This is a genomic window from Natranaerofaba carboxydovora, from assembly GCF_022539405.1.
Taxonomy (GTDB): domain Bacteria; phylum Bacillota; class Natranaerobiia; order Natranaerobiales; family Natranaerofabaceae; genus Natranaerofaba; species Natranaerofaba carboxydovora.
The window spans coordinates 2,855,858-2,882,296 of sequence record NZ_CP054394.1 but is presented as its reverse complement, the minus strand read 5'-3'; the positions used below and the strand labels follow the sequence as shown (position 1 = coordinate 2,882,296).

The window sequence follows — 26,439 nt, the reverse complement described above, 5'->3', positions numbered from 1 at the left end:
TTTTAAAAGTGGATAAGCTAGTAAATCTTAAAATTAAAGTTATACGACATTCATTGTTTGTGTTCTTCATAGGAACAATAATATTTACCCTTGTTGACTTTGGGCCGCTTTTGTTGGGATGGGTGTATGGCTCAATACTTGGGATGTTAAGCTGGTTATTGTTATCTAAAACTCTGGAAAAAGCCGTGAGATTTTCACCTAACAAAGCCCGTATTTATGCAATCTTTAATTATATGCTAAGATATGCGGTGATATTTATTGCCCTATATGTTGCTATGCAGCGAGATGATATGCATATTTTAACTGCTGTTTTAGGTTTGATGATCCCTAAGGTAGTTATCCTGTGGAATGACCTGGCAATTGATTACCTTAGAAGGAAAAATTTATTACCGCCCCAAAAATAATTTCATGGAAAGGAGGTTAAAATATTGGAGAATGGCACAGATTTTGATCCAGCCGTGATGTTTGAGGTAGCTGGTTATCAAATTACAGAAACAGTAACAACTACCTGGGTGATAATGGTTATACTTGTGGTTTTGGCTATTTTGACCACCAGGCAATTGCAGAAAGTACCAGAAACAAATTTTCAAAACATAATGGAACTTGTATATGAAGGTGTTGAATGGCTAGTCGATAGTACCATGGGGAAGGAAAATAGAAGCTACCTACCATATGTTGGCACAATAACACTTTATATTTTAATTGCTAACTTAACAGGCTTGATTGGAGTGCGTCAGCCTACTGCTGATTTAAACACGACTTTCTCGCTAGCATTTATAACCTTTATCCTAATCCACGCTTCAGGAATCAAATCAAAAGGTGTTGGGGGATATATGAGGGGATTTCTTGAGCCTTTGCCATTTTTGTTGCCTTTAAATATTATAAGTGAATTGGCACAACCCTTTTCTCTTGCATTCCGTTTGTTTGGGAACATGCTTGGAGCTATAATTATTATGTATTTGTTATATAGCTTTGCTCCAATAATTATCCCCGTTGTGCCTCATATGTATTTTGATATTTTTGCAGGAGTGATTCAGACCTTTATTTTTGTTATGTTAACGATGACGTATATTTCAATTGCTATGGAGTAGAGTGTTACTACTTGTTTTGATAAAGGAGGGTTGTAGTTGGAATTAATTAATGCGTTCTTTGAATGGCTAGGCCAATTTGACCCCCGAGAGCTTATACTAGCAGCTAGTGCTTTAGGTGCTGGATTTGCCATGATTGCCGGTTTAGGTCCTGGTATAGGACAGGGTTTTGCAGCAGGTAAAGGGGCGGAAGCTGTAGGGCGTCATAGAGAGCGTGGTCGCCAGGTCACAGTAGTAATGTTGTTGGGCTCTGCTGTAGCAGAGACATCAGGGATATTTTCTTTGGTAGTTGCACTGGTATTGCTGTTTGCAAATCCTCTCCTTACTATGGAAGGAGCAGGGCTGGTGTTAGCTGCCTCTACCCTTGGTGCAGGAATTTCGATGATAACTGGGATAGGCCCGGGCATAGGACAGGGTTTTGCAGCGGGCAAAGGAGCTGAGACTACTGGTGATCATCCAGAAAGACAGGGCACTATTGTAAGAACTATGTTACTTGGTCAGGCAGTTGGTCAGACCACAGGAATATATGCACTTGTTATAGCATTGGTACTTCTTTTCGCTAACCCACTTGTAGCTATACTATAAGACCTAAAGTTAGGATTTAATGAAGTAAAAGCCGGTTAGTTTGGCCGGAAAGGAGGCGTATCCGAATTGTTAGAAGTACATGAAGTGGTCCTGGCAGCTAGTGCGATAGGAGCAGGACTAGCAATGATTGCAGGTATTGGAGTTGGCGTAGGCCAGGGTTTTGCTGCTGGCAAAGGTGCCGAAGCAGTTGGTAAAAATAAAAATAAAGGTAGGCATATAACCCTTGTTATGCTGTTAGGCGCTGCTGTAGCAGAAACATCAGGAATATTTTCCCTTGTAGTGGCATTGATATTATTATTTGCAAACCCACTACTTGGAGCAGAAGGTATTGGCCTAGTAATAATTGCCTCTACCCTTGGTGCAGGTTTTTCTATGATTGCGGGGGTAGGCCCTGGTATAGGACAAGGATTTGCAGCTGGGAAAGGCACAGAAGCTACAGGTGCACGACCAAAGCACCAGAACGGCATTGTTAGAGTTATGCTTCTTGGTCAGGCAGTTGGACAGACGACAGGGATTTATGCCCTGGTAATTGCCTTGGTATTATTATTTGCTAACCCTTTACTTAATTAGTTTGTTTAAATAAGTGATTGGGTGGGATTAATTTTAATAAAAAGTTTAATTATTTACATTAAGTTATTAATTTATACGAAAAAAATTATGCTAAAAAGGAGGAGCTTTTATTATGGTTGATGGTCAATCTTTAGTATTAGCAGCAAGCGCTATTGGCGCTGGACTTTCAATGATTGCAGGTATAGGTGCAGGAATAGGACAGGGATTTGCGGCAGGTAAAGGTGCGGAAGCCGTTGGTAGGCAGCCTGAAGCTCAAGGAGATATAATAAGGACTATGCTTTTAGGTGCAGCGGTAGCAGAGACTACAGGTATCTACGGTCTAGTTATAGCGCTCATTTTGTTATTTGCAAACCCACTTCTTGGGATGCTATAAGACTGCGGTCAAAAAAATGTTCGGACAGAATAATTAGATAGAAAGGGGGCCTACGCACCTTGGTTGACATAGGTTACGAGTTTTTCCTAATGCTTGTAAACATATTGATTTTATTTTACCTGTTAAAACGTTATTTATTTAAACCAATGGGGGATTTTTTAGAAAACAGAAGACAGGAAATTAAAAATAACTTGGAAGAAGCAGAACAGAAAAAAGAAGAGGCTGAAAAGCTAAGGGCAGAATATGAAGAAAAACTTGAGAATGCTACAAGTGAAGCCCAGCAGATAATAAAAGAAGCAAGATCAAGAGGAGATGAGTTAATTTCTGAGGCAAAACAAGATGCAAGAAAAGAAGCTGATATGATGATTGAAAAAGCAAAAGAAGAAATTCAGATGGAAAGAAATAAAGCAATTTCAACAATTAAGGATGAAGTGGCTGATATGACTATCCAGGTAGCAGAGAGAATCATTGAAGAAAAATTAGATGATAAGAAGCATCGAGAGCTAGTAGAAAAATATGTTTCTGAGGTAGGCGAAGTATCATGAGTGTAGGAGACAGATATGCTACAGCGTTGTTTAAAGTCGGTAAGGAAAAGAAAATTCTGGATACTTTAGAAGAAGGTTTTACTGATTTAATGAGTTTTTACAGCGAAGATAAAAACTTCAAAAAGTTTTTTGAAAATCCTATTGTAACAAATACGGAGAAAAAAGATTTTATTCAAAGTATAATGAAACAGCAGCCAATAGAGCTTAAAAACTTTCTAAAACTTTTGGTGGATAAGAATAGAGAGAATGAACTGCTTTTCATTTATTTTGACTTTATGGACAAAGTAAGGCAGGAAAGGAACAAAGTCCTTTGTAAAGTAAAGACTGCTTACGAATTAACTGAAGATGAAAAAGAAAGATTAAAAGAACAATTGTCAAACTTGACAAATAAAGAAGTTGAGCTAGAAAATGTAGTGGATAATAGAATTATCGGTGGTATAATTATAAAAGTTGGCGATAGGGTTTATGACTACAGCATTTCTGGCCAGCTTAATCAGCTTAGAGGTAATCTTGAAAAGACTAGTCTAGGGAAAACGGGGTGATAGTTTTATGAGCATACGTCCTGATGAGATAAGTGATGTGTTAAAAGAGAAAATTGAACAATATGAAAAGCAGGTAGATGTTTTTGATGTAGGCACGGTGCTTTACGTTGGTGACGGTATTGCCAGGATTCATGGCCTAGACAATGCTATGTTTGGTGAGCTTGTTGAATTTCCTGGTGGAATATATGGCATGGTATTGAACCTGGAGACAGATAACGTTGGTTGTGTTATCCTTGGTGATTATCTAAAGATTAACGAAGGTGATGAAGTTAAGAGGACCGGAAGGATCGTTGAGGTGCCTGTAGGAGAAGAACTATTAGGAAGGGTTGTTAATCCTCTAGGTGAACCTCTTGATGGTAAAGGACCGATTGAGGCAAAAGAATCAAGACCAGTTGAGGTTAAAGCACCTGGGGTTATCGAACGTCAACCTGTTGAAGAGCCTCTCCAAACTGGAATAAAGCCTGTAGACTCAATGATACCTATTGGAAGAGGCCAGAGGGAGCTTATAATCGGGGACAGAGGTACAGGAAAGAGTGCCATCGTAATAGATACGATAATTAACCAGAAAGACTCAGATGTTATTTGTGTATATGTTGCTATCGGACAGAAAAACTCGACTGTTGCACAAGTTGCAGATACCTTAGAAAAACATGGTGCATTGGACCACACCATCATTGTAGCGGCAACAGCCAGTGAGCCAGCTCCGTTATTATACCTTGCTCCTTATGCTGGGTGTAGTATTGGCGAATATTTTAGAGATAATGGTAAGCACGCAATGTGTGCGTATGACGACTTAACAAAACACGCAGCAAGTTACAGAGAGCTTTCGCTTCTTTTGAGACGCCCTCCAGGAAGAGAGGCTTATCCTGGTGATGTTTTCTACCTACACTCCAGGTTACTAGAAAGAGCGGCTAAGTTTTCTGATGAGTTTGGCGGGGGTTCCCTTACTGCGCTGCCAATCATTGAGACTCAGGCAGGGGACATCTCTGCTTATATTCCAACTAACGTTATTTCAATTACTGATGGCCAAATTTATCTAGAGAGTGACCTATTTTATGCTGGACAGAGACCAGCCATTAACGCTGGACTTTCTGTTTCGAGAGTTGGTGGCTCAGCACAGCTTGGAGCTATGAAGCAGGTGTCCGGTAGTCTTCGCCTGGACCTTGCGCAGTACCGGGAACTAGAAGCATTTGCGCAGTTTGGGACTGACCTTGACAAAGCGACACAAGAACGACTTGAAAGAGGTAAAAGAACTGTTGAAATTCTTAAGCAGGATCAATATCAACCAATGGCAGTGGAAGATCAAATTATTATGATCTTTACTGCAACTTATGGTTATCTAGATGACTTAGAAGTAGAGAAGATTTTAACCTTTGAAAAATACATGCTAGAATATATTTCTAACAACAATAGGGATATCAAAGAAGAGATCAGAAAAGGCGAAAAGCTATCTGATGAGTTTTTAGATAAACTAGCCAAAGTAGTAGAAGAAGCTAAAGAAGCCTTCAAAAAAGATCCGGAAATGATGTAGATAAAGTTAAGGAGTCCTTTGTAGGAGGGTGGTGATTCGGGTTTGCAGAGTACAAGAGAGATAAAGCGGAGAATATCAAGTGTTGAAAATACCCAGAAAATTACACGCGCTATGGAAATGGTTGCAGCTGCAAAACTTAGAAGAGCACAGGATAGATTAGAGAGAGCAAGGCCCTATGAAGATGCGATGAGAAAGTCAATTTTAAGAGTTATAAACCAGCTTCACGGGGAAAGTCATCCACTAATGGAAAAAAATGATACGGGGGAACCATGCTACTTAATAGTAGCTGCAGATAGGGGCCTTTGTGGCGGTTACAACGTAAATGTTGTAAGAGAAGCTAATGAGCATATGGAAAAAGAAGGGGTTAGTTCGCCGCGGATAATTTCGGTAGGAAAAAGAGTCCGAGACTTTTATAAAAAACGTAATTATGAAGTGGTATCCGAGTATCTAGATATGCCTGATAATCCAACGATAGAAGAAGCAAAAAAGATTGCAGAGCCAGCTATGGAATTGTTTTTTAATGGCGAGATAAACGAGTTAATCATCGTTTATAATGAGTTTCAGAACGCCTTGACTCAAGTTCCTGTAGCACGAAAGCTTTTGCCCATGGAGAAAGATGTTATAATCACTGAAAAGGACACGGAAGAAGAGCTAGATATTGAAGAGCAACTTTATGCATTTGAACCTTCAATAGAGGCTATTCTAGGGGAATTTCTTGAGAGATATGTGGAAAATATTGTTTTGCTAGCGCTATTAGAATCTAAAACATCTGAACATGGAGCAAGAATGACTGCAATGGGTAATGCAACGAATAATGCTGATGAAATGATTGAAGACTTAACAAAAACTTATAATAGAGCTAGGCAGGCTAGCATTACTCAGGAAATATTAGAAATAGTTAATGGGGCTGAAGCCCTAGAATAGAAAGGGAGGTATTAATGGATGAGTGTTGGCAAAGTCCAGCAAATTATTGGTCCGGTTGTTGATATCGAATTCCCTCAGGGGGAACTTCCAAATATTTATAACTCCGTAAAAATAGAATCTGGATTAAATGAAAAAGGCGAGATTGTTGAACAGGATAAAGCAACACAGGTAATTGATATAACTCTAGAAGCTGTACAGCATTTAGGTGATGATATAGTAAGATGCGTTGCTATGAGTTCTACTGATGGTATGGTAAGAGGGATGGAGGCACGTGATATTGGTAAACCAATAAGTATACCTGTTGGAGAACCGACTCTTGGAAGATTGTTTAATGTACTTGGAAATACAATTGATGGTGGCGAAGAAGTAGAAGGTGACGAAGAATACCCAATTCACAGAGAGCCGCCAAAATTTGACGAGCAGGATACCTCTACCGAGATATTAGAGACAGGTATCAAGGTTTTGGATCTACTAAACCCTTATTCTAGGGGTGGAAAAATCGGTCTCTTTGGTGGTGCCGGTGTTGGTAAAACTGTTTTGATTATGGAACTTATCAGAAATATTGCCTATGAGCACGGTGGTTACTCTGTATTCGCTGGAGTCGGAGAAAGAACTAGGGAAGGTAACGACCTATGGCTTGAGATGAAAGAATCAGGTGTTATTGATAAGACTGCCCTTGTATTTGGACAGATGAATGAACCTCCTGGTGCTAGGCAAAGGGTTGGCCTTACAGGTCTTACTATGGCCGAGTACTTTAGAGATACCCAGGGTCAGGATGTTCTATTGTTTATTGATAACATCTTTAGATTTACCCAGGCAGGTCAGGAAGTTTCTGCCCTTCTTGGTAGGATGCCGTCAGCTGTTGGTTATCAGCCAACACTTCAGTCTGATATGGGAGAGCTGCAGGAGAGAATTACCTCAACAAAGAAAGGTTCAATCACTTCAATACAAGCTATTTATGTACCGGCTGACGACCCTACTGACCCTGCGCCGGCAACAACTTTTGCCCACTTAGACGCTAGTACGTATCTTGAGCGTTCAATTGCAGAACAGGGAATATACCCTGCGGTTGATCCACTTGTATCTGCATCAAGGATTCTAGATCCACAGGTGCTTGGCCAGGATCACTATGACGTTGCAAGGAATGTTCAGCAGGTATTACAGAGATACAAAGAACTACAGGACATTATTGCAATACTTGGTATGGATGAACTTTCAGATGAGGATAAGTTGACAGTTGCTAGAGCAAGGAAGATGCAAAGATTTTTAAGTCAGCCTTTCTTTGTTGCTGCTGAGTTTACAGGTATGGAAGGTAAATATGTACCTGTTAAAGAAACTGTGCGAGGCTTTCAAGAGATATTAGAAGGAAAGCATGATGATTTGCCAGAAGATGCATTTTATATGGTAGGAACAATTGAAGAAGCTGTCGAAAAAGGCAAACAAATTGCCAAATAACTTTTAATAAGCCCGGAAGTTTAAGTGTAGGGGAGTGTTGAAATGGCACAAGAATTCAAGTTAGAAATAGTCACGCCTGAAAGAGTGGTTTTTTCAGATGATGTAGAAGTTATTTCGGCGAACTCTGTTGAAGGTCGCTTTAATGTCTTCTTTGATCACAGGCCATTGGTGACGAAGCTACAAATTTCTCCATTGACTTTTAAAAAAGAAAAACAAACTCAAGCCGTGGCTATAAGCGGGTCTGGATATTTAGAAGTGGCACCTAAAAAAGTGACCATACTATGCGAAAGAGCTGAATTAGCTGAAGAAATAGACAAAGAAAGAGCAGAAGAAGCAAAAAAACGAGCAGAAGACCGCTTAAATAGCAAGAATGAAAAAATAGATGAAGCAAGAGCTACAGCTGCTTTAAACCGTGCTCTTACCAGAATACGGACAGCTGAGAAATTTTCAGGAAAATAAACTCAAAAAAACTGGCCTTTTCCTAGGAACTTTGTTATTATGTGGAAAAGGCCAGTTTTGTTTTCTAAAACTAGACTGAATGCAGTTTAAAAGATTGATTCTGGTGCAAAAAGTCATATGAGCAAAGTTTTGTTTTTAATTATAATACATCTTGACGAGGAGGCGGGAGAAATAAGGTCTAATGACGCCGATGTCATTAGCTAATCGAACTTAGGATGAGTTCATAGATTTGGAAGCCTTATTTCGACCGCTGACGAGTTTTAGATGTATCAATTAAAAACACTTTACTTTTGTGAATAGACTTTTTGCACCGGAATCAAGATTAAGATGTTTATTTTAGGGGGTAAAAAACCATTTCATCTTCAGATTCCTCTTCAAAAAAAACATTCAGCAAAAAGTCAAAGTTAAAGCAGGTATTAACAGTAGGTATACATGGCACGCCCGAGTTAAAGAGAGATGAAAAAAATCGTTATCTGGGTGAGTTTAGAGAGAGAGTGATTAAAGCACTAACTTTTGAGCAAATTCATGAAGAAGGGACATACGATGAGATTATAGATGCCATGAATCACCCAAAAGCAAAAATATTGAAAGTTAGTAGAAAAGTAGATTTAGAGTATGCAAGAGACTATATTAATGCTGCAAGGGAAAATGGAATCTCCTTTAATACTGTGCACTCAAACTCATATAAGGGGCCGATTGGTTTAATTGTTGCCAGTGATGAAGCTGTAGAAGTTAATGAGATAATGGTCGAAACAAGGGAAAAAAGGTTGAAAAAACAGGGGCTCTCTCAGAGTTTAATTGATGCAGTGGGTGAAACTATTTGTGATGACTGTTTTCAGCTTATTGAAGAAAAAGCTCCAGAAGAGGCCTTAAACTATAAAAGGCTGGGTTTAATAGACAAATTAATGGGTAAAAAATGTGAGTCTTGCGAAAAATAAAAACATTGAATACATCCCCTCCAGAAATGTCAACAATGTACTATGAAGAGTTATATGGGAGGGGATAAAATTGAAAAATTTCACAATGAATTTAAATAACAAGTTATTTTTGCTTATTTTTATTTTTTTGTTTTCAACACAAACTTTTAATGTTAATATTGCAAGGATGGATAAAGTAGAAAATAAAATCGCTGACATAAAAACATTGAATGATGCATTATATAAATTAGTGAGTACTAATGATTTTACATTTGAAAAGTCTTATATTTATATTTCGGCTGATAACAATTCTTTCATCAACAATAATTTGTATAAAATTATTATTGAAAACAGTGAGCTAGATAGAGATAGATTTAACTTTGATGTACAAAATAGAGATAGGATTGAGATATCTCTTAATGATAAATTACTTTCTAAAAGAAAAAACCTTCATAAAGACCTAAAAAATATCGAACTAACTTTGTCACGATATAAAATAAATAGCATATATTCTTATAATGTGAAAGGTTATATTAACGTTAAGGATAATGAGTGCAAAACAAAATGTGTAGCAAAAAATCTCACCGAACATTTCGGGTTAAGTAATACTAACTTGATTGAAAAAGAAGACTATACAAGTGTTACTGGATATAAACAAAATATTAATGAATATATAAAATTAGAAGATAGAAAAATAAACTTACAGATTATTGTCATGAAAGACAATTCAGATTATGACAATGAAAATAATAGATATAAGCTGATAATTGCCTTTCCTGTGATGGATAAAACTTTTTAATATTAGGTAATTTGATTTAGCTTTTATAATTCAAAAGGCCTATGTAAAAATTGACACCTATTATTTTTTGTAAATAAGAAGGATAATTTATTATAGAAGTCGAAAGTTCAAAATAGGACGTAGGTAGAGGCAAATCCCTATTATTCGGCATTTTATATGCTTGTCTGAAAATACATTTATTATTTAGAAAAATAACATGGTTTGTAAATGATCTAGGAATGGGAGGAATGAAACATTGGGAAAAATTAATATAGCTGGTGCCAAAACTTTGGAAGGAAAAGTTAGAATAGGTGGTGCCAAAAACGCCTCACTTCCAATTTTAGCAGCTACTCTATTAGCTGAATCAAAAAATACTATCAAAGAAGTTCCACCGTTAAAAGATGTATTAACCATCTGCGAGGTCTTAAAGCAACTGGGATGTTCAGTGGAGTTTGGTGAAAATGGAGAAATAGATGTTGATAGTTCAGAATTAACAGAAGTTGAAGCATCAGATGAACTTGTAAGACAAATGAGAGCATCATTTTTGGTAATAGGACCGCTTTTAGCTAGAATGAAAAAAGCTCGCATCCCACTTCCCGGTGGCTGCGCGATAGGGAGTCGTCCAATAGATTTACATTTGAAAGGATTTGCTGCACTTGGTGCAGATATAAAATTTAACCACGGCTTTGTGGAAGCAACTTGTGATGATCTAATTGGTGATAGAGTTTACTTAGACTTTCCAAGTGTAGGGGCTACAGAAAACTTAATGATGGCTGCAACAAGGGCAAAAGGAGAAACAGTCATAGAAAATGCTGCCGAAGAGCCTGAAGTTGTTGACCTGGCAAACTTTTTAAATAAATTAGGGGCTAAAGTTGTAGGGGCAGGTACTGATACCATAAAAATAGAGGGAGTTAAAGAATTAAGTGGTACTGAACATACTGTGATTCCTGATAGAATAGAAGCGGGAACCTTCATGGCTGCAGCAGCTATATCACGTGGGGATGTATTAATAGAAAATGTAATATCAGAGCATGTAAAGCCAGTTATGAGAAAAATGGAAGAAATGGGAGTGTCGGTTACAGAATCAGATGGAAATGTAAGAATTAAATCCAAAGGAAGGCAATTAAAACCTGTGAAACTAAAGACTCTTCCTTATCCTGGCTATCCTACAGATATGCAGCCTCAAATGGTATCTTTACTGTCAACAGTGCCTGGAGAGAGTATCGTAACAGAAACAGTATTCGAGAATAGATTCAGGCATGTAGAAGAATTGAAAAGAATGAATGCAAATATAATTGTTCAGGGCAACAGCGCAATTATTAACGGTGCATCCTCGTTACTTGGTGCACCCATTAAAGCTACTGATTTGCGAGCAGGAGCAAGCTTGGTCCTTGCAGGTCTAGTAGCTGAAGGAACCACCCAGGTACACGATATGTATCATTTAGAACGTGGATATTACGGTTTTATGGATAAGCTATCAAAGCTTGGAGCAGAAATATGGAAAGACCATGAAAATATAAAAAAAGTACTCTAAGATAAGAAGTGATGGTAAAATCAAAACTTTACAGAATTAAATTTAATCCGGATAGTGGATCATATCATATTGGTCCATTATCCGGATTTTTACTTCCATTTAAAGTATACAAACACACGACCATAATTTTTAGGATCCTTTTTTAGCCTGTGATACTGAGACTTAATCTCTTTTTGATCAAGAAAACGAAGTATCCTCTTTTTTAATTGGCCACTTCCTTTTCCACATATAATTTCTAATTCTTTAGCCTTGGTTTTTATAGCTTCATCAAAAGCATTATATAAAGCTTCATCTATTTTATCCCCTTTATTGAAAATAGGATGTAGATCTAAAGTGATTTTACGCTTTGACATATTGATTCTCCCCTTTCTAAGTTAGAGCTAAAAAACTCCATTCAAATGACATAATAAATAAAATTCTACATAGATTATAATGTCTAACAAAAAGAATCGTAAAGGGTGGAGGATTTGAGAAAAAATTTTTATTACAAAGCTCTGTTGAAGAAAATTCTCATTCCAACGGGAGTTATACTCTTAACTTTTGTAGTTGCTTCAGAAGTTTTGATTACAGATGAAAAAGAACATGAAAAGCCAAAGGTGGAGCTAGAAGAAAAGAAGGAAATACCTCCTTTAGTTGAAAAAGCCGAAACAAAAGAAATAGACACTATAATAGTATACAACCACAATAAAGAAAAAAATGTAGAAAAAGAGTTGGAAGATTATTTAGTCGGAGTAGTTGCGGCTGAGATGCCGCCAAGCTTTGACATCGAAGCTCTTAAAGCACAGGCAGTAACGGCTAGAAGCTATACTATTTCAAGGCTTGAAGAGTTTGGAGGAAGTGGATGTAACAATAGTAGCGCAGATGTTTGTACTGACCCGGATCACTGTCAGGATTGGGTAGAGAGAGAAGAAGCTGTTACTTCTTGGGGAGAAGATGGAGAAAGACTCTGGGATAAAGTTGTTGATAGCGTGGAGGGAACCAGAGGTAAAATCCTAACGTACAATGGTAACCCTGTAAAAGAGGCACCGTATCATTCAACTTGTGGTGGGCATACAGAATCGTCAAGTAAAGTTTGGGATAATGATAAGCCTTATATCGAGTCGGTGGACTGTGGCTACTGTGAACATTCTGATCGGTACAATGAAACAGAAAAATTTTCAGAAGACGAAATTGCAAAGCTATTTTCAAGCCAAGTTGATAACGTAGACACTGTAATTGCAGGTAATGAAGTACCTATCGAAGTTCTTAGCAGATCTAGCACAGGCAGGGTTATGGAAGCAAGAATTGGCGATCAAAAAGTTTCCGGTCGGGACATAAGGCACATGCTAAATTTGAATTCTGCTAACTTTGAATTGACAAAAGAAGATTATAATACCTGGGCATTAGAAACTAGAGGCTTCGGGCATGGTGTGGGGCTTTGCCAGTACGGTGCTGATGGGAAAGCAAAAGAAGGTGCAAATTATCGAGAGATATTGGATTACTATTTTCAAGACATAAATATAAAAGGAATAAATTAGAAGTCTTAGCCCTTATTTGTAAAGATAAAACAAATAAGGGCATTTTTAATTTCTCTTGGAAAATAAGCATATTATGGACGAGCAGGGGGAAAAATTTATTTAGGAGGTGATTTGATGAAAAAGTTAATTTTAGCTGCAAAAGAAAAAATTCTAAATTTCCTAAGCCAGCTTAAAAGAAAGTTTTATTCATTAAAGACAAAAATCAAGAATACTTCTAAAAGAAGACTTATTATTACAACCTACATAATTGTTTTAGCAATTTCAATTGGAATTATTAATTTTGGATACAGACCAGGTCAATTTACTAATGATGAAATTACCTTTGATGAGGAAGAGATTGAAGATGACAAAAGAGAAATATCGATCTTTGAACCTGAAGAGGATAAATTGGATTTGGAAGTAGATAAAAAAGAACCTAACAAGAAAGAAGATAGAGAAGAAGTAAGGGAAGAAGATTCAGGAGAAAAATTGGATAAAGAAACAAAAGAAGATGATGAGTTACAAGAAACAAAGGAAGAGTATGATTCACATGACCAAAAAGAAGCTGATGTAAAGGAAGAAGAGGAACAGGAAGTTGTTGCCAAATCTATCGAGCAGATTCCAACAGGGATATGGCCAGTAGAAGGAGAGATAATTACAGAGCATAATGAAATATATCAAATCAATAATCAGTATAAGGTTCACAAGGGTATCGATATACGTGCCCCAAGAGGTACAGAGGTATTATCTTTTTCAGATGGTGAGGTAAAACAAATAAAAAAACAAGAGGAATTTGGGGTTATGGTAATCATCTCTCACGAGACTTTCTTTAGCAGTTATTCCAATCTTGAGGAAGGGATTGTAGATGAGGATGACTATGTAAGTGAAGGAGAGGTAATAGGGTATGTTGGTGAAGATGCGAAGTTAGATGCTGCCCGAGGAAGTTTTCTGCATTTTGAAGTTTATTCAGATGAGAAAAACTTTGATCCTGAAGCAATACTTGAATAATGCTTGTAACTTTTACTTCGCAAAAGTCATTATATAAAAACTTACAACATATAAATATTTATCAGAAAAGCCAAAGGGGGCGTAAGGATTGCAAGATTACATTCAGGAAAGGGTATTAGAAATTTGCCAATATATTCTGGATACTAAATCCACTGTCCGTGAGGTTGCTAAAAACTTTGGAGTAAGCAAAAGTACCGTCCATAAAGATATTACAGAAAGGCTTCCCCAGATTAATCCAGAAAGAGCTAACGAAATTAAAAAAATATTAAACCAGAACAAAGCAGAAAGACATATTAGAGGTGGAGAAGCAACAAGACAGAAGTACTCAAAGGAGACTTCTGATTCTTCACAAGACTAACATTCAAAAAATTATGACTATTTTAATTTGTGTTACTAAAAGGATTTTATCCGTTTAATGTAGAAGTATTAAAAGCAAAAATTTCTAGGATAAATTTTGCTATAATATGTGTTATAATGGAACGTAATATGATAGTATTGTCCGTGATAACATTTATCAATTCGGATAGTGGTGTTTTGTTCTTTTTTCTGCCTTTTAGATGGACAACTATTTAGATATAGCTATTAAGACGATAATTTTTGGGGAGGCTTTTGGATGTTAGGTTTTAATACTGATATTGGAGTAGACCTTGGAACGGCGACTGTACTTATTTTTCAAAAAGGAAATGGGGTAATATTAAACGAACCTTCAGTTGTTGCAGTTGAACAGGACTCAGGAAAAGTTCTTGCAGTGGGTAAGGATGCTTACAACATGATAGGAAGAACACCTGGAAATATTGTTGCTATAAGACCTATGAGAGAGGGAGTTATAGCAGACTTTAACATAACCGAAACTATGTTAAAGCATTTTATACAAAGAGCCCTCAAAAAAAGAAAATTCATGAAACCGCGTGTGATGGTGTGTGTTCCTGCAGGGATAACATCTGTTGAACAGAGAGCTGTCCTAGAAGCTGCCACAAGAGCAGGGGCAAAGCAAACCTTCTTAATTGAAGAGCCAAGGGCTGCAGCTTTAGGGGCAAATTTAGATATATTTGAACCAAGCGGAAGTATGGTGGTTGATATTGGTGGAGGAACAACAGATGTAGCAGTACTTAGTTTAGGAGACATAGTAACAAGTGAATCCCTCAGAGTAGGGGGAGATAAGTTTGATGATGCAATAGTACAGCATATGAAAAATGAACTTAACCTCTATATCGGTGAGAGGACTGCGGAGATGATCAAGAAAGAAGTCGGTACGGCTCATCTTGACCTTCGCTCAGAAGAAATGGAAGTTAGAGGCAGAGATCAATTGTCAGGACTTCCAAGAACTGTGACAGTAAGTTCTGAGCAGATATACGAGGCACTTAAATCACCTGTAGAGAGTATAATATCATGTATAAGAAGAGTAATGGAAACTACACCACCGGAGTTGTCTGCGGATATAATGGACAAGGGTATTGTGATTACAGGAGGAGGCTCTATGCTTTATGGTTTTGATAGGCTACTTGCGGACAATGTAAAAACTCCGGTTCATTTGCCTGAAGATCCAATAGGAAGTGTGGCCGAGGGTACAGGGAAGGCGTTGGAGTACTTAGATCAGCTTGAGCACAGCTTAATTAGCAACAAAATTTTAACTAAGAGATAGAGGTGATTAAGGTTGCTAAGAGGGATATATTCTTCTGCTTCAGGTATGCTTGTAAATCAAAAGGAACAGGATATCAGGTCTAATAATTTGGCCAATATAAATACTACTGGGTTTAAAAAAGATATGTCTGTTAAAGGTGATTTTAGAGAGATATTGATAAGCAGGCTAGAAAGAGAAGGAAAAGACATTTCCGACCTGTCTAGTGGGATTAGCAGTATAATTGGTCATTTAGGGACAGGGACAATTTTAGAAGAAAGTGTCACAAATTTTGAGACTGGTAGTTATAAAGAGACCAATAATCCGTTTGATTTGGCGCTACAAGGAGAAGGCTTTTTTGCAGTAGAAGGCCCGGGCGATGAAGTTCATTATACGCGAAACGGCAGCTTCTCGGTTGACAATGAAGGTAGACTGGTAACGCAGCAGGGCTATCCTGTGCTAAGTGAAGAAGGCGAGATTGTTTTTGAAGACAATGAAGAGTTTTATATAGATGAAGAAGGAAGGATTTTTGTAGATGATGAAGAAGAGCCTTCATATCAGCTAGAGCTGTATAATTTTGAGAATCCCCAGGGGCTGCTTAAGGTAGGAGAAAATTTATTTATGGAAACAGATGTGTCTGGAGAAGCTGAAGATATAATTGGAGATGAAGACTTGGAAGTCTTGCAAGGATACTTGGAAGAATCAAATGTTAGCTCAGCCGAAGAGATGGCAGGTATGATTAATGCTTTAAGAGCTTATGAAGCAAATCAAAGGGCGTTATCTACACAAGATGAAGCTTTAGAGCAGGCTGTTAATAGAGTTGGAAGAACTACTGGTTAACTTAATACGGGAGGTGTAAAAGTTGTTTAGATCACTTTGGAGCGGTGCTTCTGGAATGAACAGTCAACAGACTAATATGGACGTTGTGTCAAATAACCTCGCTAACGTAAATAACTCAGGTTTTAATAAGAGCAGGGCTGAGTTTGAAGACTTGTTGTATGCTAACCTTGAAAGGCCAAGACAGGCAATGGAAGAAGGCAGGTCAACTCCGACAGGTATTCAAGTTGGTCATGGTTCAAGGGTATCTTCAATACTCAAAGACTTTGAACAGGGATCTCTAGAAGAAACTAATAATGATTTAGATGTAGCAATTGAAGGAAATGGATTTTTTGTAATACAGGACGGAGAAGATGGTGAGATGTATACAAGATCAGGTGATTTCAAATTGGATGCGGAAGGCTATCTTGTAACTCCAGATGGTAGACGACTTTTAGATGGCCCAGAAGGGGATGAGATCCAGATTGCAGAGGATGAAGATGCTATTTCAGAGATCATGATAGAATCAAATGGTACTGTGATGGTAGAGACTGAAGCAGACGATATAGAAGAAGTTACCCAGATAGAATTAGCAAGCTTTATTAACCCATCAGGGCTAGAAGCTAGAGGAGAGAATAATTTTAGAGAAACTACAGCTTCAGGTGAAGCACAAGAGGGTGTTCCTGGTGAGAACGGAATGGGAAGTTTGAGACAGGGATTTTTAGAAAGTTCTAATGTTAACGTAGCAGAAGAAATGGTAAACATGATTAAAGCACAAAGAGCTTATGAAGTGAATTCCCAATCCATACAAACTTCTGATGAGATGATGGGGATCGCTAATAATTTAAGAACCTAATAATATATATAGGTAATATTTTAGAATGTAGTAGTTATATACAATTTTGCTGGAAAATTCGAGTGTAGATTAATTTGAAATAGATATTCTGAATAAAAGGTTGGTGTTAAATATGGGCTTTAGTATCAGTGGCTCAGATTTTTCTTCTGTTTCGAGAGGTGCTTTACAAGGGGCAAACATGCAAAAAGAAGCTGATAAAGCCGAGAAGTTCTCAGATGAGCTAAATAAGGCGATAGGAAAGGATAAATCAGAAGATAAAACGACCAGTGAAAAAACAGACAAAGAAAAGGAAAAAGCAAATCAGGAAGCAATAGATCAAAAAAACAAAGAATTAAAAGAAGCAAGTATAAAGTTTGAAGCTTTTTTCCTTAATCAGGTGATGAAAGGTATGCGAGATACAGTTGAGAGATCGGACTTGTTTGGTGATAGTTTTGAAATGGACATATATGAAGATATGTTAGATGAAGCCTTGACAGAGAAGGCGGCAGAAACAGGTGGAGTTGGACTGGCAGATATGATTTATGAGGAACACAAATTTGAGTATGAAGGATAATAAAATATTTAATTCAATAAGAAACCATCTTCCCTTCTAGAAGAATTACTAGAAAGGGGAGGTGGTTTCTTTGTAGTAACAAATATTGTTAGCTTATTTTTTCTCCTCTAAATAATCATATAAATTAGCCAGTATGATGAAGACTTCTTCAGATTTTGGGACTCTTTCTTTTTCAAACCTGTCATTAAGATCTGACGGTAAAATATCTTTCTCATTTAAAATATCTATTGCGATCTCAATATTTTCATATTCCTTACCCAAAGGCATTAATACTTTTTCCAAAACCAGTTCGGAGTAAACCTTATCATCTTCAGAGATATTCACACTGCCAATCTCTTCATATAGATCAGTGTTTTTAATAATTGTATTAAGAATACTAGAGAATCTTCCTCTTGTTATAGGTTCATCTAGTCTGTAATTGTTTTCATAGCCACCATAAAGCACCCCTAACTTTCGAAGCGTCTTTATACTCTCAAAAGCAGGATGATCTTGCAGAGGATCTTCTCTTTCAAAAGATTCGAGATAAGCGCCTCTAGCTGTAAGTTCATCTTGGATTTTATTCATTATATCCTCGTTATATGCTATGTCTCTGAATGGAGTTTCATTGTCGATAGAATAATAAGATGCAACCCCTGCAGCTTCAGCAGTACTCATCCCCACAGGTATAACCCTGGTACTACCTCCCGCCAAAGAAGAAAAGGAAGCACTTCTGCCAACTACTAATAAATTATCAATTTCCTTTGGTACTAAGCTTCTAAAGGGAATACTATAACGATCAGGAGCTCCAACGACAACCCCCGTACGTCTGCGCCTGGTTGGTTGAATATCTACAGGATAACCACCTATGGCAACACGGTCGTGGTGATCTCTGTTTCCAAGTACATCATTAATAGTTAAAGTATATTCTCCTTTTATATACCTGCTTTCTCGAACATAAAGTTCATCAGCAACTTCTGCTAGCTCTGCATTTTCAAACCCTGGTAGGTTTTCTCTAAAATAAGGCACTAAATCCTTAAGCTCTTCTTTGGCTGCTTTTTTTGCTTTGGTTCTACTTTCTTCGGACAATGGGTCGATATCAACAATTAATAGGCAGTTTATTAAGCTGCGGTTATCTTGCTGTCTTGCAACATTTAGGCCTCTTATAATGATATCCTCATGGTTAGGTTCGTAAGCATGCCCCTTTTTGGTATAACCCCAGGCGGTATTAAACCTTGAGCCCCATTCTCTTCTGTAATCTTCGTTAATCTGACCAAGCACCCTGTTAGAATTAAGATAAAAAAACATTTTTGGCCAATTCACGTTTTCTAATTCAAAAATCAGGGTTACGCCCATTGGGCGATCATCGTGATTTATATCTTCTCCTGCTATAATGTAAGGTACTCCTGCTTTAGCTGCAAGGTCAGCATCCGCAGAGGCATCAATAATCCTTTTTGCGGTAAAATCTTTAGTATCATCATTAGTTGTATTAACCGTTAGACCGATTAGCTCGCTGTTTTCTTTGATTACATCATCTAACTTTATGTTTGATTTTAGATAAACATCTTCTTCTTTTAACATTTTACGAAAAACTTTGATGGCGTTATCTATTTCAAAAGCATTCCCGCCAACTTCATCATAAAATTCCTTAAACAAACCCCTTGTTAACAAAGTTCCATCATCATCATAATTCATGTCGATAAAATTAAGGCGTCCAAGGGTCATCAATCCTCCGACTTCTTCGTCTTCGGTAATCAGTAAAACATCTAGATCACTTCTTGCTGCTGACACAGCAGCAGAGATTCCTTCAGGTTCGCTGCCATAAACAATAACGTCAAATTCTTTAATTCCGTCAGGAGATGGTGGATTTTTATAGCTTATATTTGGGCCTCTTAAGGTAAATACTGCTATTAGAATTATTATTGCCAACAAAAAAATTGCTCCAACTAGTATATAGTGTTTTTTACTCAAACATTTTCCCTCCAGTAATGTTACTAAAATTAATGGCATTATTTTATTACGTTAAAGTTAGCTAATTTCCTTCTTATAAATTGAATTATTTTTGTAAACCTTAAAAGCTGTAAATAGTTTATCATAACTAGACTACAAGTAGGAGCTTGCCTATGGCCGGATTGGTCCTTATAAGGTATACTGATAACATGAAGAGATTTATACGCTGACCTATGTAATCGTCGAAGATAAAAAACTTATTTGTGGGAGAGGTGACACTTTGAAATATATTGCTAGAGGTAACATACACATACACTCAAACCTTTCCGATGGTACGTCATCGATAGAGGAGATAGCAGAGGATGCGAATAAAGCCGGGCTAGACTTTATAGTGATAAATGATCATGAACATTTAAGAGGAAAAGAAATGGGCCTTGAAGGCTTTTATGGTGATACTTTGGTTTTGGTAGGACAAGAAGTCAATCGAGTCAAAAATCATTATTTGGTACTCGGGTTAGATGAAGTTATCCAAAATAACGAAGAAAACCCAAAAGAAATTATCAGTGAAGTAAAAGAAAAAGGTGGCATTGGAATAATTGCACATCCTTACGAAAATGGTTCGCCCCTTGTTAATAACGGACGTACTTTTCCCTGGACGGATTTTGACCTTGAGGGGTTCGATGGGATGGAAGTATCGAATTACTCTTCGGAATGGAGGGACGGTGCTAAAACCTTATTACATGCTGTGTATGCTAATTTTATCAATGACCTGGCTTATATCAGATCTCCAAATCCAAAATCTTATGCAAAATGGAAGGAACTTACCAAAAAGAAAAAAGTAACAGGAATTATCGGCTCAGACGCACATGCTCCAATATTTAAGGTGGGACCTTTTAAGTTTAAAATATTAAGCTATAAATATTTATTTAGCAGCGGTAATAATTATATTTATTTAGATACTCCCCTGCATGAGTTTAAAAAAAATAACGATGTAAAAAATGCAAGAGAAGCTTTATTAAAAGCAATAAAAAAAGGAAACTTATACATTTGCTATGATAGAATAGAAAAAGGTGATGGACTTTTAGTATACCTCAAAGATAACAAAGATAATATTTATCTTCCAGGAGATTTTGTTCCCCAGGGAAGGTATGATTTATTTGTAGGGTTTGATGGTGGGAGGAAAGATAAGTCAGCGAGTCTATTAATTGAGTCTTATGAAGGGATCCAAATTTTCAAATTACCTGTAGAGGAAAAATTATACTTAAAAAAGGGAACTTATAATTTGCACTTATCTCACAAAAAACATAAAAACTGGATTATAATCAACCCCTTTTATGTCAAATAATGGGCGGCTAAATATTGGCTGTTTCCTTGAGTTTTTGCTTTTTTTGACGTAAAATTAACCTAAACAAAGTTCGGGAGGGAGCTATTTTGAAAAGAGTGATCACAGTTTTAGGCCTAACAGTGATTCTGGTTATATTTGCCTGGCAGGTTGTGCTAGGAGGTACATACGGTGAGCCTGGTTCAGAGGATGACCCTTTACTAACTAAAAGCTATATTGATGAAGTTTTAATCCCAGAGTTGGAAGAGAATTTTGAAGAGATGATAGGTGAGTATATTGATAGAGAAGAGTTAGATAAAGAAGAAGCTGAAGAACCTGATATAGATGGAGAAGAAGGCGAAGAAGTAGAAGAAGGAAAGAGCTTTGATGTGTTTGAAATAGTAGAACTAGAAGAAGACGAAAGATTGATCGCTGGGGAGAGTGCAGAGATAATTTCTAGAACAGGTGAAGGTGTGATAATGGACTCAGACTCAGGTGGGATATCTGATTTGACTAAAGGGGTTGACCTTAGAGAGGGTGATGATGTACCCCTCAATCATCATCTGCTAGTGCCAAGGGCTGATGGAAGAGGGGTAGAAGCAGACACCTACATGATTTTAATGGTTAGAGGAGAGTACGAAAAGGAGAGGGATTAGAGATTTTAATTTACTTTTATTTTACTTGCTATAACGATAAGGTGTAGGTTAAAATTATATAGACAGGCCTAATTTCAGCTGCTTAGAAAAGCTTACTAAAGGAGTACTCATTATATGAAAACTGGTTTTAAAATACTGATTTTTCTAGGTTTAATAATAGCGCTTTATCTTGGTTTTACTAAACACAGCATAGAAAGTCAAAATAAAGCTGTTGATTTGGTAATGGATTATGATTCTTTAAAATCAGAAGAACAAATTGACAAGCTTCCCAGTTTAAAAGACTCTGGCCTTACTTCTGTAGCTTTGGATATGTCAAGTTTAAGTGATCTAGAAAGCGATGGGGAGATAATTTCTATACAGGGTGATGAACTGACATTTTACAAGGAAGTTGCAGGGGCAGGATTTGAAAATGTTGATTTTCCTATAAATAGAGATAATGTTTACTTATTAATAGAAAACGAAGGACTAAGGACACAGATATACAATGTAATTAGTGAAGATCCTGAGTTTAATGATGAAGTAGAATTTTATGATAATGTGATAATGATTTCCGAAGAAGGAGAAGAATTAATAGATGAACCTATACTATACTCAAAAGAAGCAATAGATAATATACAAGAAAGTGGGCTTGGCTTTGTACCAAGGATACCTGATGATAGTTCTTTGGACAAGTTTAATCGGTTAAAAAGTGAACTTCCTGAGTTTGATACGATAATTTTTTCTGGAGAAGAAATAGTAGGCTATCCTGATGAAATTGAAGCTCTGGCTAGTTTTCTTATGGAAAATCAGATTAAGTTTGGGTATATAGAACCTTTTGTGGCAACTCAAGATGGCAGTGATATGCTTGCACAAAATATGAATTATAATAATATGGTCAGAGTTCACAGCACCAGGGATGCAACCCTTGACTCTCTTGAGATCGATGGTGCCCTAAGACAGTTTACAAGAGCTGTAGAAGAGAGAAATGTCAGGGTATTGTACCTAAAGCCTTTTGAGGAAGGAGAAGAAACCCTGCACTTTTTAAATGACTTAACTGCTAACCTGCAGGACAGTGGATATTATCTAGGCAGCTCCTCCCCTTTTGAGTTTATAGGGGGGATGACACTGCTTAGATATTTAATTATGGTTTCATTGACCGCTTATATAAGCTTTTATTCAGGAAATTTCAACAAAAAATTACCTATACCTCTTTTTGTGGCAGGGATGCTATTACTGTTAACAACTTATACATTAAAAATAAATTTAATATATGCCCTTGCTGCCTTTGCAATTGCTGTACTGACGCCGGTGTGGCTGTTAAATTATATATATAATTCTAACTCTAGAGACCAAAGTTATAAAAACACCCTTTTACTATTTGGTTTTTCAATGCTTATAGCCCTTTTGGGTGGCGTGACTTTACAGGGAGTACTTTTAGATAGCAGTTATTTATTACAGGTGAATATGTTTAGAGGTGTGAGACTAGCACTTATTTTACCTTTTGTTATTGGATTTATATATTTATTTTACCTCCAATATAAAAATATTGATAAACTCATGAAAAGTTTTTATAAATTGTTTAACAGCCCGATTTTATTAAAGCATATAATACTTGGATTGTTAGTAATATCTGTTGTAGGAGTGTTTTTGACCAGGGCGGGCAATGACCCTCTGATCGCAGTTAGTGATTTTGAGATAGAAGTAAGAAACTACCTTGAAAGTATATTTCAAATCCGCCCCAGGTTTAAATCATTTTTGTTTGGTTATCCTCTGTTATTTATAGGGATTTACCTGACACTAAAAGACAAAAAATATATCTGGTTGGTTCTAATTGGACTAATGGGTCCAATAAATACAATAAACAGTTTTGCCCATGTTCACACACCAATAATGGTATCTTTTGCAAGAGAAATATTTGGAGCAGCTTTAGGCCTTATCCTTGGAACAGGCCTTGTATATGCTTATAGAAGGTGGATGGAATATGACTACAAAAGTCGTCTTTTCAGGTTATTACGGCTCGGATAACATAGGTGACGAGGCACTGATTGCTGTATTACTAAAAGAGCTTAATAAAAGAATAAAGGACTTTAAGCCTGTCGTAATCTCTAATAATCCAGCAAAAACTTCTTCAGCTTATGAAATAGATGCTATGTCTAAGACTGATATAAAAAATATTATAAAGGAACTAAAATCTGCAGACCTATTAATCAGTGGTGGGGGTAGCCTTCTACAAGATGTGACAGGCAAAAAGACAATCCCGTATTATTTGGGTATAATAGCCCTTGCAAAAATCCTTAGAGTTCCTGTATTCTTTTGTGCACAGGGCGTTGGGCCTGTTAATAGTGTGTTTTTTAAAAAGGCAATAAAATATACATTAAATAGAGTTGATGCTATTTCTGTAAGAGATGAAAAGTCAAAGTTATTTTTAGAAAGTCTTGGAGTAAAAAAAGATATCCATTATACAGCAGACCTTGCCTATCTGTTATATCCCAATGACAAGTCTAAAATCGAAGAAATTTTATCAAATGAATCCTTAACTTCTTTTACTGAAAATGGTTTTTGTCTTGGAGTTTCTATTAGGCCATGGAAAGATAATAAGTATATAGACTCACTTATTAAGCTGTTAAAAGAAATAAAAGAAAATTATCCAGAATATAATATCATATTTATTCCCTTTAAACACCTAGATGATTTGGAAATAAGCCAGTATGCAATGAAAAAAGCAGAGGAAAATAACTTAGAAGCTAAGATGATAAAAAATAATTACACTCCTGAAGAGGTTTTAGGGATTATCTCTGAGATGGATATTTTGATTGGAGTAAGGCTTCACTCGCTTATTTTTTCTGCTATTGGAAACACTTTGCCGTTAGGTATTTCTTATGACCCAAAAGTAGATGCTTTTTTGGAGCAGCTAGAGCTTGATTCTATAAGCGATATTGATAGCTTAGATTATAATTCAAGCTTTGAAAACATAGAAAGATATCTGCAAGAAAAAACTTATATCAAAAAAGAAATAAAATATCAAAAAGAGTTAATTAGAGAAAGAGCCGCAGAGAATATCGATCTGGCAATAAACTTAATAGGTGATGAAAATGACTGATAAAGTTCAAATCTTAGGTGTACCGATAGATAATGTTGATTACAAAGAGGCCATAAATATAAGCAAAAACTTTATAGAGAACGGCATGAATAAAACCGTAGTTACCCCTAACTCAGAAATAATTCTTTATGCTGACAAAGACCCTGAATTCAAAGAAATTATCAAAGATGCTGACCTGGTGGTGCCTGATGGAGCAGGAGTAATTCTAGCCTCAAAAATACTGAATAATAGTCTAAAAGAAAGGGTTGCAGGCGTAGATCTTGTAAAATCCTTGTTAGAATTAGGAAATCAAAGGGAATATAGGTTTTACTTCCTTGGCGGCTCTAAAGAAGTTGCCAAAAAAGTAGAAGTAAAATTAATCAATGATTATCCAGGAATTAGTATCAAAACTCATCACGGTTATTTTGATGAAAAAGAAGAAAAAAAGATTATAGATGAGTTGAAAGAACAAGAATATGACGTCCTATTAGTTGGTATGGGTTCGCCTAGACAGGAGAGATGGTTGGCCAAAAATCAAGATAAATTGAACTTTTCGCTTGGGATAGGGGTCGGTGGCAGCTTTGATGTTCTTGTTGGAGAAAAGAAAAGAGCTCCAGTTATAATGCAAAAACTCTATTTAGAATGGCTTTATCGGCTGATTCAAGAGCCTAAAAGAATATGGCGAATAAGAGCTTTGCCAATATTTATTATGAAAGTAATTAAAGAAAAATTAAACGGATAATGTAATGTTGTGCTACTATAGGGAAATTTTTTAAAAAGGATAACAAGCCCTAAATTTAGAATTATATATTCTGAAACAGCAATTTTTTGCCGTATTATCCGTAACTTATTATAAAATTTTTCGTCTAAAAAACAAGATGGAGTGTGAAATATGAAAAAATTTCTTAACTATAAATATATAGCTGCTTTTGGAGCAGTTATTGGTGTATTATTATTGTTTTATTTAGCATATTCTGTATTTGATTTGCATGGCATTATATATGAGCCATTAGATGAAAAAAATGGTTCAAGTGCTGAAGACAAGAAGGAGAATGGTTCCCTAAATGGTGAAGAAGATGTTGATGACATTATTGATGATTCTGTATTAAATGTACTTCTAATTGGTGTAGATAGTGACGAAGGAAATGCTAGGTCAGATACTATTATGCTTGCAAGATATGATAGCAGTACTAAAGAAGTCGGTCTTGTATCTATACCAAGGGATACCAGGGTAAAACTACCAGGAAGAGGTTATGAGAGGATTAATCACGCTTATGCTTATGGAGGAGCTAGCTACCTTAAAGAAACCTTGCAGGACTTTTTGGATATAAACATTCATAATTATGTAAGAGTAAACTTTGATGGGTTTCAAAATGTGGTTGATATTGTTGGTGGAGTCCAGATGCATGTTGAACAGGATATGTATTACTACGATGATGCGCTTGATGAAGTTATAGTGGACTTAGATGAAGGGAAACAAGTTTTAGATGGTAAAGACGCACTCGGTTATGTAAGGTGGCGCGGAGGTGCTGATGCGGACATTGGAAGAGTTCAGAGACAGCAAAAATTTCTAAAAGAAATGGCTAATGAAGTGATGAGACCCGGTAATGTATTCAAAGTAAGAAGACTAGCTGATGAAGTTGCAGATAATGTGGTGATGGACTTCAAAATATCTGAAATATTATCTTTAAGTACATCCTTTTTTCAGGTGAATTGGGATGACATGTCAACAGAGGTTTTAGACGGTGAGAGTAAAGTGATCAATGGTTTGTGGTATTATGAAGTTGACAAAAATGAAGCTAGAGAAACTATTGATGAATTGATATAATA

Annotated in this window: 29 protein-coding genes; 27 read left to right on the top strand and 2 right to left on the bottom strand. The window is 36.6% G+C overall.

Going from position 1 to position 26,439, the window contains the following annotated elements; genetic code table 11:
* Positions 1-8: 8 nt before the first annotated feature.
* The 14 genes from ACONDI_RS13635 to murA all read left to right on the top strand — a co-directional run bounded on the left by ACONDI_RS13635 (position 9) and on the right by murA (position 11,301).
* A complete protein-coding gene (locus tag ACONDI_RS13635) occupies positions 9-404 on the top strand; it encodes an ATP synthase subunit I (protein ID WP_241079094.1) in 396 nt (131 codons plus the stop codon).
* A 24-nt stretch (positions 405-428) separates the two neighbouring features.
* On the top strand, positions 429-1,091 hold the full coding sequence (atpB, locus tag ACONDI_RS13630) for a F0F1 ATP synthase subunit A (RefSeq protein ID WP_241079093.1): 663 nt from the start codon (positions 429-431) through the stop codon (positions 1,089-1,091).
* Between the two features lie 36 nt (positions 1,092-1,127).
* Positions 1,128-1,673, top strand: a complete 546-nt coding sequence (gene atpE / locus ACONDI_RS13625; RefSeq protein ID WP_241079092.1) for an ATP synthase F0 subunit C — start codon at positions 1,128-1,130, stop codon at positions 1,671-1,673.
* Between the two features lie 66 nt (positions 1,674-1,739).
* On the top strand, positions 1,740-2,243 hold the full coding sequence (locus tag ACONDI_RS13620; protein ID WP_241079091.1) for an ATP synthase Fo subunit C: 504 nt from the start codon (positions 1,740-1,742) through the stop codon (positions 2,241-2,243).
* Between the two features lie 112 nt (positions 2,244-2,355).
* Entirely contained in the window at positions 2,356-2,616 is a 261-nt protein-coding gene (gene atpE, locus ACONDI_RS13615) for an ATP synthase F0 subunit C (RefSeq protein ID WP_241079090.1), read from the top strand.
* A 59-nt stretch (positions 2,617-2,675) separates the two neighbouring features.
* Positions 2,676-3,161, top strand: coding sequence for a F0F1 ATP synthase subunit B (gene atpF / locus ACONDI_RS13610; protein WP_241079089.1), 486 nt, complete (start codon positions 2,676-2,678; stop codon positions 3,159-3,161).
* Complete coding sequence (gene atpH / locus ACONDI_RS13605) at positions 3,158-3,703, top strand: ATP synthase F1 subunit delta (protein ID WP_241079088.1); 546 nt, start codon at positions 3,158-3,160, stop codon at positions 3,701-3,703. Before atpF ends, atpH begins: the two co-directional genes overlap by 4 nt.
* Before the next feature lie 7 nt (positions 3,704-3,710).
* Positions 3,711-5,234, top strand: coding sequence for a F0F1 ATP synthase subunit alpha (gene atpA, locus ACONDI_RS13600; protein WP_241079087.1), 1,524 nt, complete (start codon positions 3,711-3,713; stop codon positions 5,232-5,234).
* Between the two features lie 42 nt (positions 5,235-5,276).
* On the top strand, positions 5,277-6,158 hold the full coding sequence (gene atpG, locus ACONDI_RS13595) for an ATP synthase F1 subunit gamma (RefSeq protein ID WP_241079086.1): 882 nt from the start codon (positions 5,277-5,279) through the stop codon (positions 6,156-6,158).
* 18 nt (positions 6,159-6,176) lie between these two features.
* Complete coding sequence (atpD, locus tag ACONDI_RS13590; RefSeq protein ID WP_241079085.1) at positions 6,177-7,613, top strand: F0F1 ATP synthase subunit beta; 1,437 nt, start codon at positions 6,177-6,179, stop codon at positions 7,611-7,613.
* A 42-nt stretch (positions 7,614-7,655) separates the two neighbouring features.
* The gene (locus tag ACONDI_RS13585; protein WP_241079084.1) at positions 7,656-8,072 is read left to right on the top strand and encodes a F0F1 ATP synthase subunit epsilon; all 417 of its coding nucleotides are present in this window, start codon (positions 7,656-7,658) and stop codon (positions 8,070-8,072) included.
* Between the two features lie 353 nt (positions 8,073-8,425).
* On the top strand, positions 8,426-9,010 hold the full coding sequence (locus tag ACONDI_RS13580) for a YueI family protein (protein ID WP_277397858.1): 585 nt from the start codon (positions 8,426-8,428) through the stop codon (positions 9,008-9,010).
* Between the two features lie 70 nt (positions 9,011-9,080).
* Positions 9,081-9,788, top strand: a complete 708-nt coding sequence (locus tag ACONDI_RS13575) for a YwmB family TATA-box binding protein (protein WP_241079083.1) — start codon at positions 9,081-9,083, stop codon at positions 9,786-9,788.
* A 235-nt stretch (positions 9,789-10,023) separates the two neighbouring features.
* A complete protein-coding gene (gene murA / locus ACONDI_RS13570) occupies positions 10,024-11,301 on the top strand; it encodes a UDP-N-acetylglucosamine 1-carboxyvinyltransferase (protein WP_241079082.1) in 1,278 nt (425 codons plus the stop codon).
* 89 nt (positions 11,302-11,390) lie between these two features.
* Here the strand turns inward: murA and ACONDI_RS13565 are convergent, their stop codons facing one another.
* Positions 11,391-11,654, bottom strand: a complete 264-nt coding sequence (locus tag ACONDI_RS13565; protein WP_241079081.1) for a Smr/MutS family protein — start codon at positions 11,652-11,654, stop codon at positions 11,391-11,393.
* Positions 11,655-11,768: 114 nt separating this feature from the next.
* Between ACONDI_RS13565 and spoIID the strand changes: the two genes are divergently transcribed.
* The 7 genes from spoIID to ACONDI_RS13530 all read left to right on the top strand — a co-directional run bounded on the left by spoIID (position 11,769) and on the right by ACONDI_RS13530 (position 17,648).
* On the top strand, positions 11,769-12,818 hold the full coding sequence (gene spoIID / locus ACONDI_RS13560) for a stage II sporulation protein D (RefSeq protein ID WP_241079080.1): 1,050 nt from the start codon (positions 11,769-11,771) through the stop codon (positions 12,816-12,818).
* A gap of 114 nt (positions 12,819-12,932) precedes the next feature.
* A complete protein-coding gene (locus ACONDI_RS13555; RefSeq protein ID WP_241079079.1) occupies positions 12,933-13,805 on the top strand; it encodes a M23 family metallopeptidase in 873 nt (290 codons plus the stop codon).
* Positions 13,806-13,893: 88 nt separating this feature from the next.
* Positions 13,894-14,163 carry a sporulation transcriptional regulator SpoIIID gene (gene spoIIID / locus ACONDI_RS13550; RefSeq protein ID WP_277397781.1) on the top strand — a complete coding sequence of 90 codons (270 nt, stop codon included), beginning with the start codon at positions 13,894-13,896 and terminating at the stop codon, positions 14,161-14,163.
* A 255-nt stretch (positions 14,164-14,418) separates the two neighbouring features.
* A complete protein-coding gene (gene mreB, locus ACONDI_RS13545) occupies positions 14,419-15,447 on the top strand; it encodes a rod shape-determining protein (RefSeq protein WP_241079078.1) in 1,029 nt (342 codons plus the stop codon).
* A 12-nt stretch (positions 15,448-15,459) separates the two neighbouring features.
* Positions 15,460-16,263 carry a flagellar basal-body rod protein FlgF gene (gene flgF / locus ACONDI_RS13540; RefSeq protein ID WP_241079077.1) on the top strand — a complete coding sequence of 268 codons (804 nt, stop codon included), beginning with the start codon at positions 15,460-15,462 and terminating at the stop codon, positions 16,261-16,263.
* A gap of 22 nt (positions 16,264-16,285) precedes the next feature.
* Positions 16,286-17,095, top strand: coding sequence for a flagellar basal-body rod protein FlgG (gene flgG, locus ACONDI_RS13535; RefSeq protein ID WP_241079076.1), 810 nt, complete (start codon positions 16,286-16,288; stop codon positions 17,093-17,095).
* 112 nt (positions 17,096-17,207) lie between these two features.
* Positions 17,208-17,648, top strand: coding sequence for a rod-binding protein (locus tag ACONDI_RS13530; RefSeq protein ID WP_241079075.1), 441 nt, complete (start codon positions 17,208-17,210; stop codon positions 17,646-17,648).
* A 93-nt stretch (positions 17,649-17,741) separates the two neighbouring features.
* Here the strand turns inward: ACONDI_RS13530 and ACONDI_RS13525 are convergent, their stop codons facing one another.
* Positions 17,742-19,595 (bottom strand): FAD-dependent oxidoreductase, encoded by a 1,854-nt coding sequence (locus ACONDI_RS13525; protein WP_241079074.1) that lies wholly within the window; start codon positions 19,593-19,595, stop codon positions 17,742-17,744.
* 259 nt (positions 19,596-19,854) lie between these two features.
* On the opposite strand from ACONDI_RS13525, the gene ACONDI_RS13520 reads away from it, so the two are divergent.
* From ACONDI_RS13520 to ACONDI_RS13495, 6 genes are all read left to right on the top strand, one after another.
* Positions 19,855-20,919, top strand: a complete 1,065-nt coding sequence (locus ACONDI_RS13520; RefSeq protein ID WP_241079073.1) for a PHP domain-containing protein — start codon at positions 19,855-19,857, stop codon at positions 20,917-20,919.
* An 86-nt stretch (positions 20,920-21,005) separates the two neighbouring features.
* Entirely contained in the window at positions 21,006-21,551 is a 546-nt protein-coding gene (locus tag ACONDI_RS13515) for a hypothetical protein (RefSeq protein WP_241079072.1), read from the top strand.
* 114 nt (positions 21,552-21,665) lie between these two features.
* Positions 21,666-23,555: a DUF5693 family protein gene (locus ACONDI_RS13510; protein WP_241079071.1), complete on the top strand. Its 1,890-nt coding sequence runs from the start codon at positions 21,666-21,668 to the stop codon at positions 23,553-23,555.
* Positions 23,512-24,630, top strand: coding sequence for a polysaccharide pyruvyl transferase CsaB (gene csaB / locus ACONDI_RS13505; protein WP_241079070.1), 1,119 nt, complete (start codon positions 23,512-23,514; stop codon positions 24,628-24,630). Before ACONDI_RS13510 ends, csaB begins: the two co-directional genes overlap by 44 nt.
* On the top strand, positions 24,623-25,351 hold the full coding sequence (locus ACONDI_RS13500) for a WecB/TagA/CpsF family glycosyltransferase (protein WP_241079069.1): 729 nt from the start codon (positions 24,623-24,625) through the stop codon (positions 25,349-25,351). The genes csaB and ACONDI_RS13500 overlap by 8 nt, the downstream gene beginning before the upstream one ends.
* A 150-nt stretch (positions 25,352-25,501) precedes the next feature.
* Complete coding sequence (locus tag ACONDI_RS13495; RefSeq protein WP_241079068.1) at positions 25,502-26,437, top strand: LCP family protein; 936 nt, start codon at positions 25,502-25,504, stop codon at positions 26,435-26,437.
* Positions 26,438-26,439: the final 2 nt, after the last annotated feature.

Bases quoted from the DNA above. Each gene is read 5' to 3' on its own strand.
- atpH (WP_241079088.1), top strand. From the start codon at position 3,158: ATGAGTGTAGGAGACAGATATGCTACAGCGTTGTTTAAAGTCGGTAAG.
- ACONDI_RS13500 (WP_241079069.1), top strand. From the start codon at position 24,623: ATGACTGATAAAGTTCAAATCTTAGGTGTACCGATAGATAATGTTGAT.
- atpE (WP_241079090.1), top strand. From the start codon at position 2,356: ATGGTTGATGGTCAATCTTTAGTATTAGCAGCAAGCGCTATTGGCGCT.
- ACONDI_RS13555 (WP_241079079.1), top strand. From the start codon at position 12,933: ATGAAAAAGTTAATTTTAGCTGCAAAAGAAAAAATTCTAAATTTCCTA.
- ACONDI_RS13495 (WP_241079068.1), top strand. From the start codon at position 25,502: ATGAAAAAATTTCTTAACTATAAATATATAGCTGCTTTTGGAGCAGTT.
- mreB (WP_241079078.1), top strand. From the start codon at position 14,419: ATGTTAGGTTTTAATACTGATATTGGAGTAGACCTTGGAACGGCGACT.
- csaB (WP_241079070.1), top strand. From the start codon at position 23,512: ATGACTACAAAAGTCGTCTTTTCAGGTTATTACGGCTCGGATAACATA.
- ACONDI_RS13585 (WP_241079084.1), top strand. From the start codon at position 7,656: ATGGCACAAGAATTCAAGTTAGAAATAGTCACGCCTGAAAGAGTGGTT.
- atpD (WP_241079085.1), top strand. From the start codon at position 6,177: ATGAGTGTTGGCAAAGTCCAGCAAATTATTGGTCCGGTTGTTGATATC.
- atpA (WP_241079087.1), top strand. From the start codon at position 3,711: ATGAGCATACGTCCTGATGAGATAAGTGATGTGTTAAAAGAGAAAATT.
- ACONDI_RS13565 (WP_241079081.1), bottom strand. From the start codon at position 11,654: ATGTCAAAGCGTAAAATCACTTTAGATCTACATCCTATTTTCAATAAA.
- ACONDI_RS13530 (WP_241079075.1), top strand. From the start codon at position 17,208: ATGGGCTTTAGTATCAGTGGCTCAGATTTTTCTTCTGTTTCGAGAGGT.
- ACONDI_RS13510 (WP_241079071.1), top strand. From the start codon at position 21,666: ATGAAAACTGGTTTTAAAATACTGATTTTTCTAGGTTTAATAATAGCG.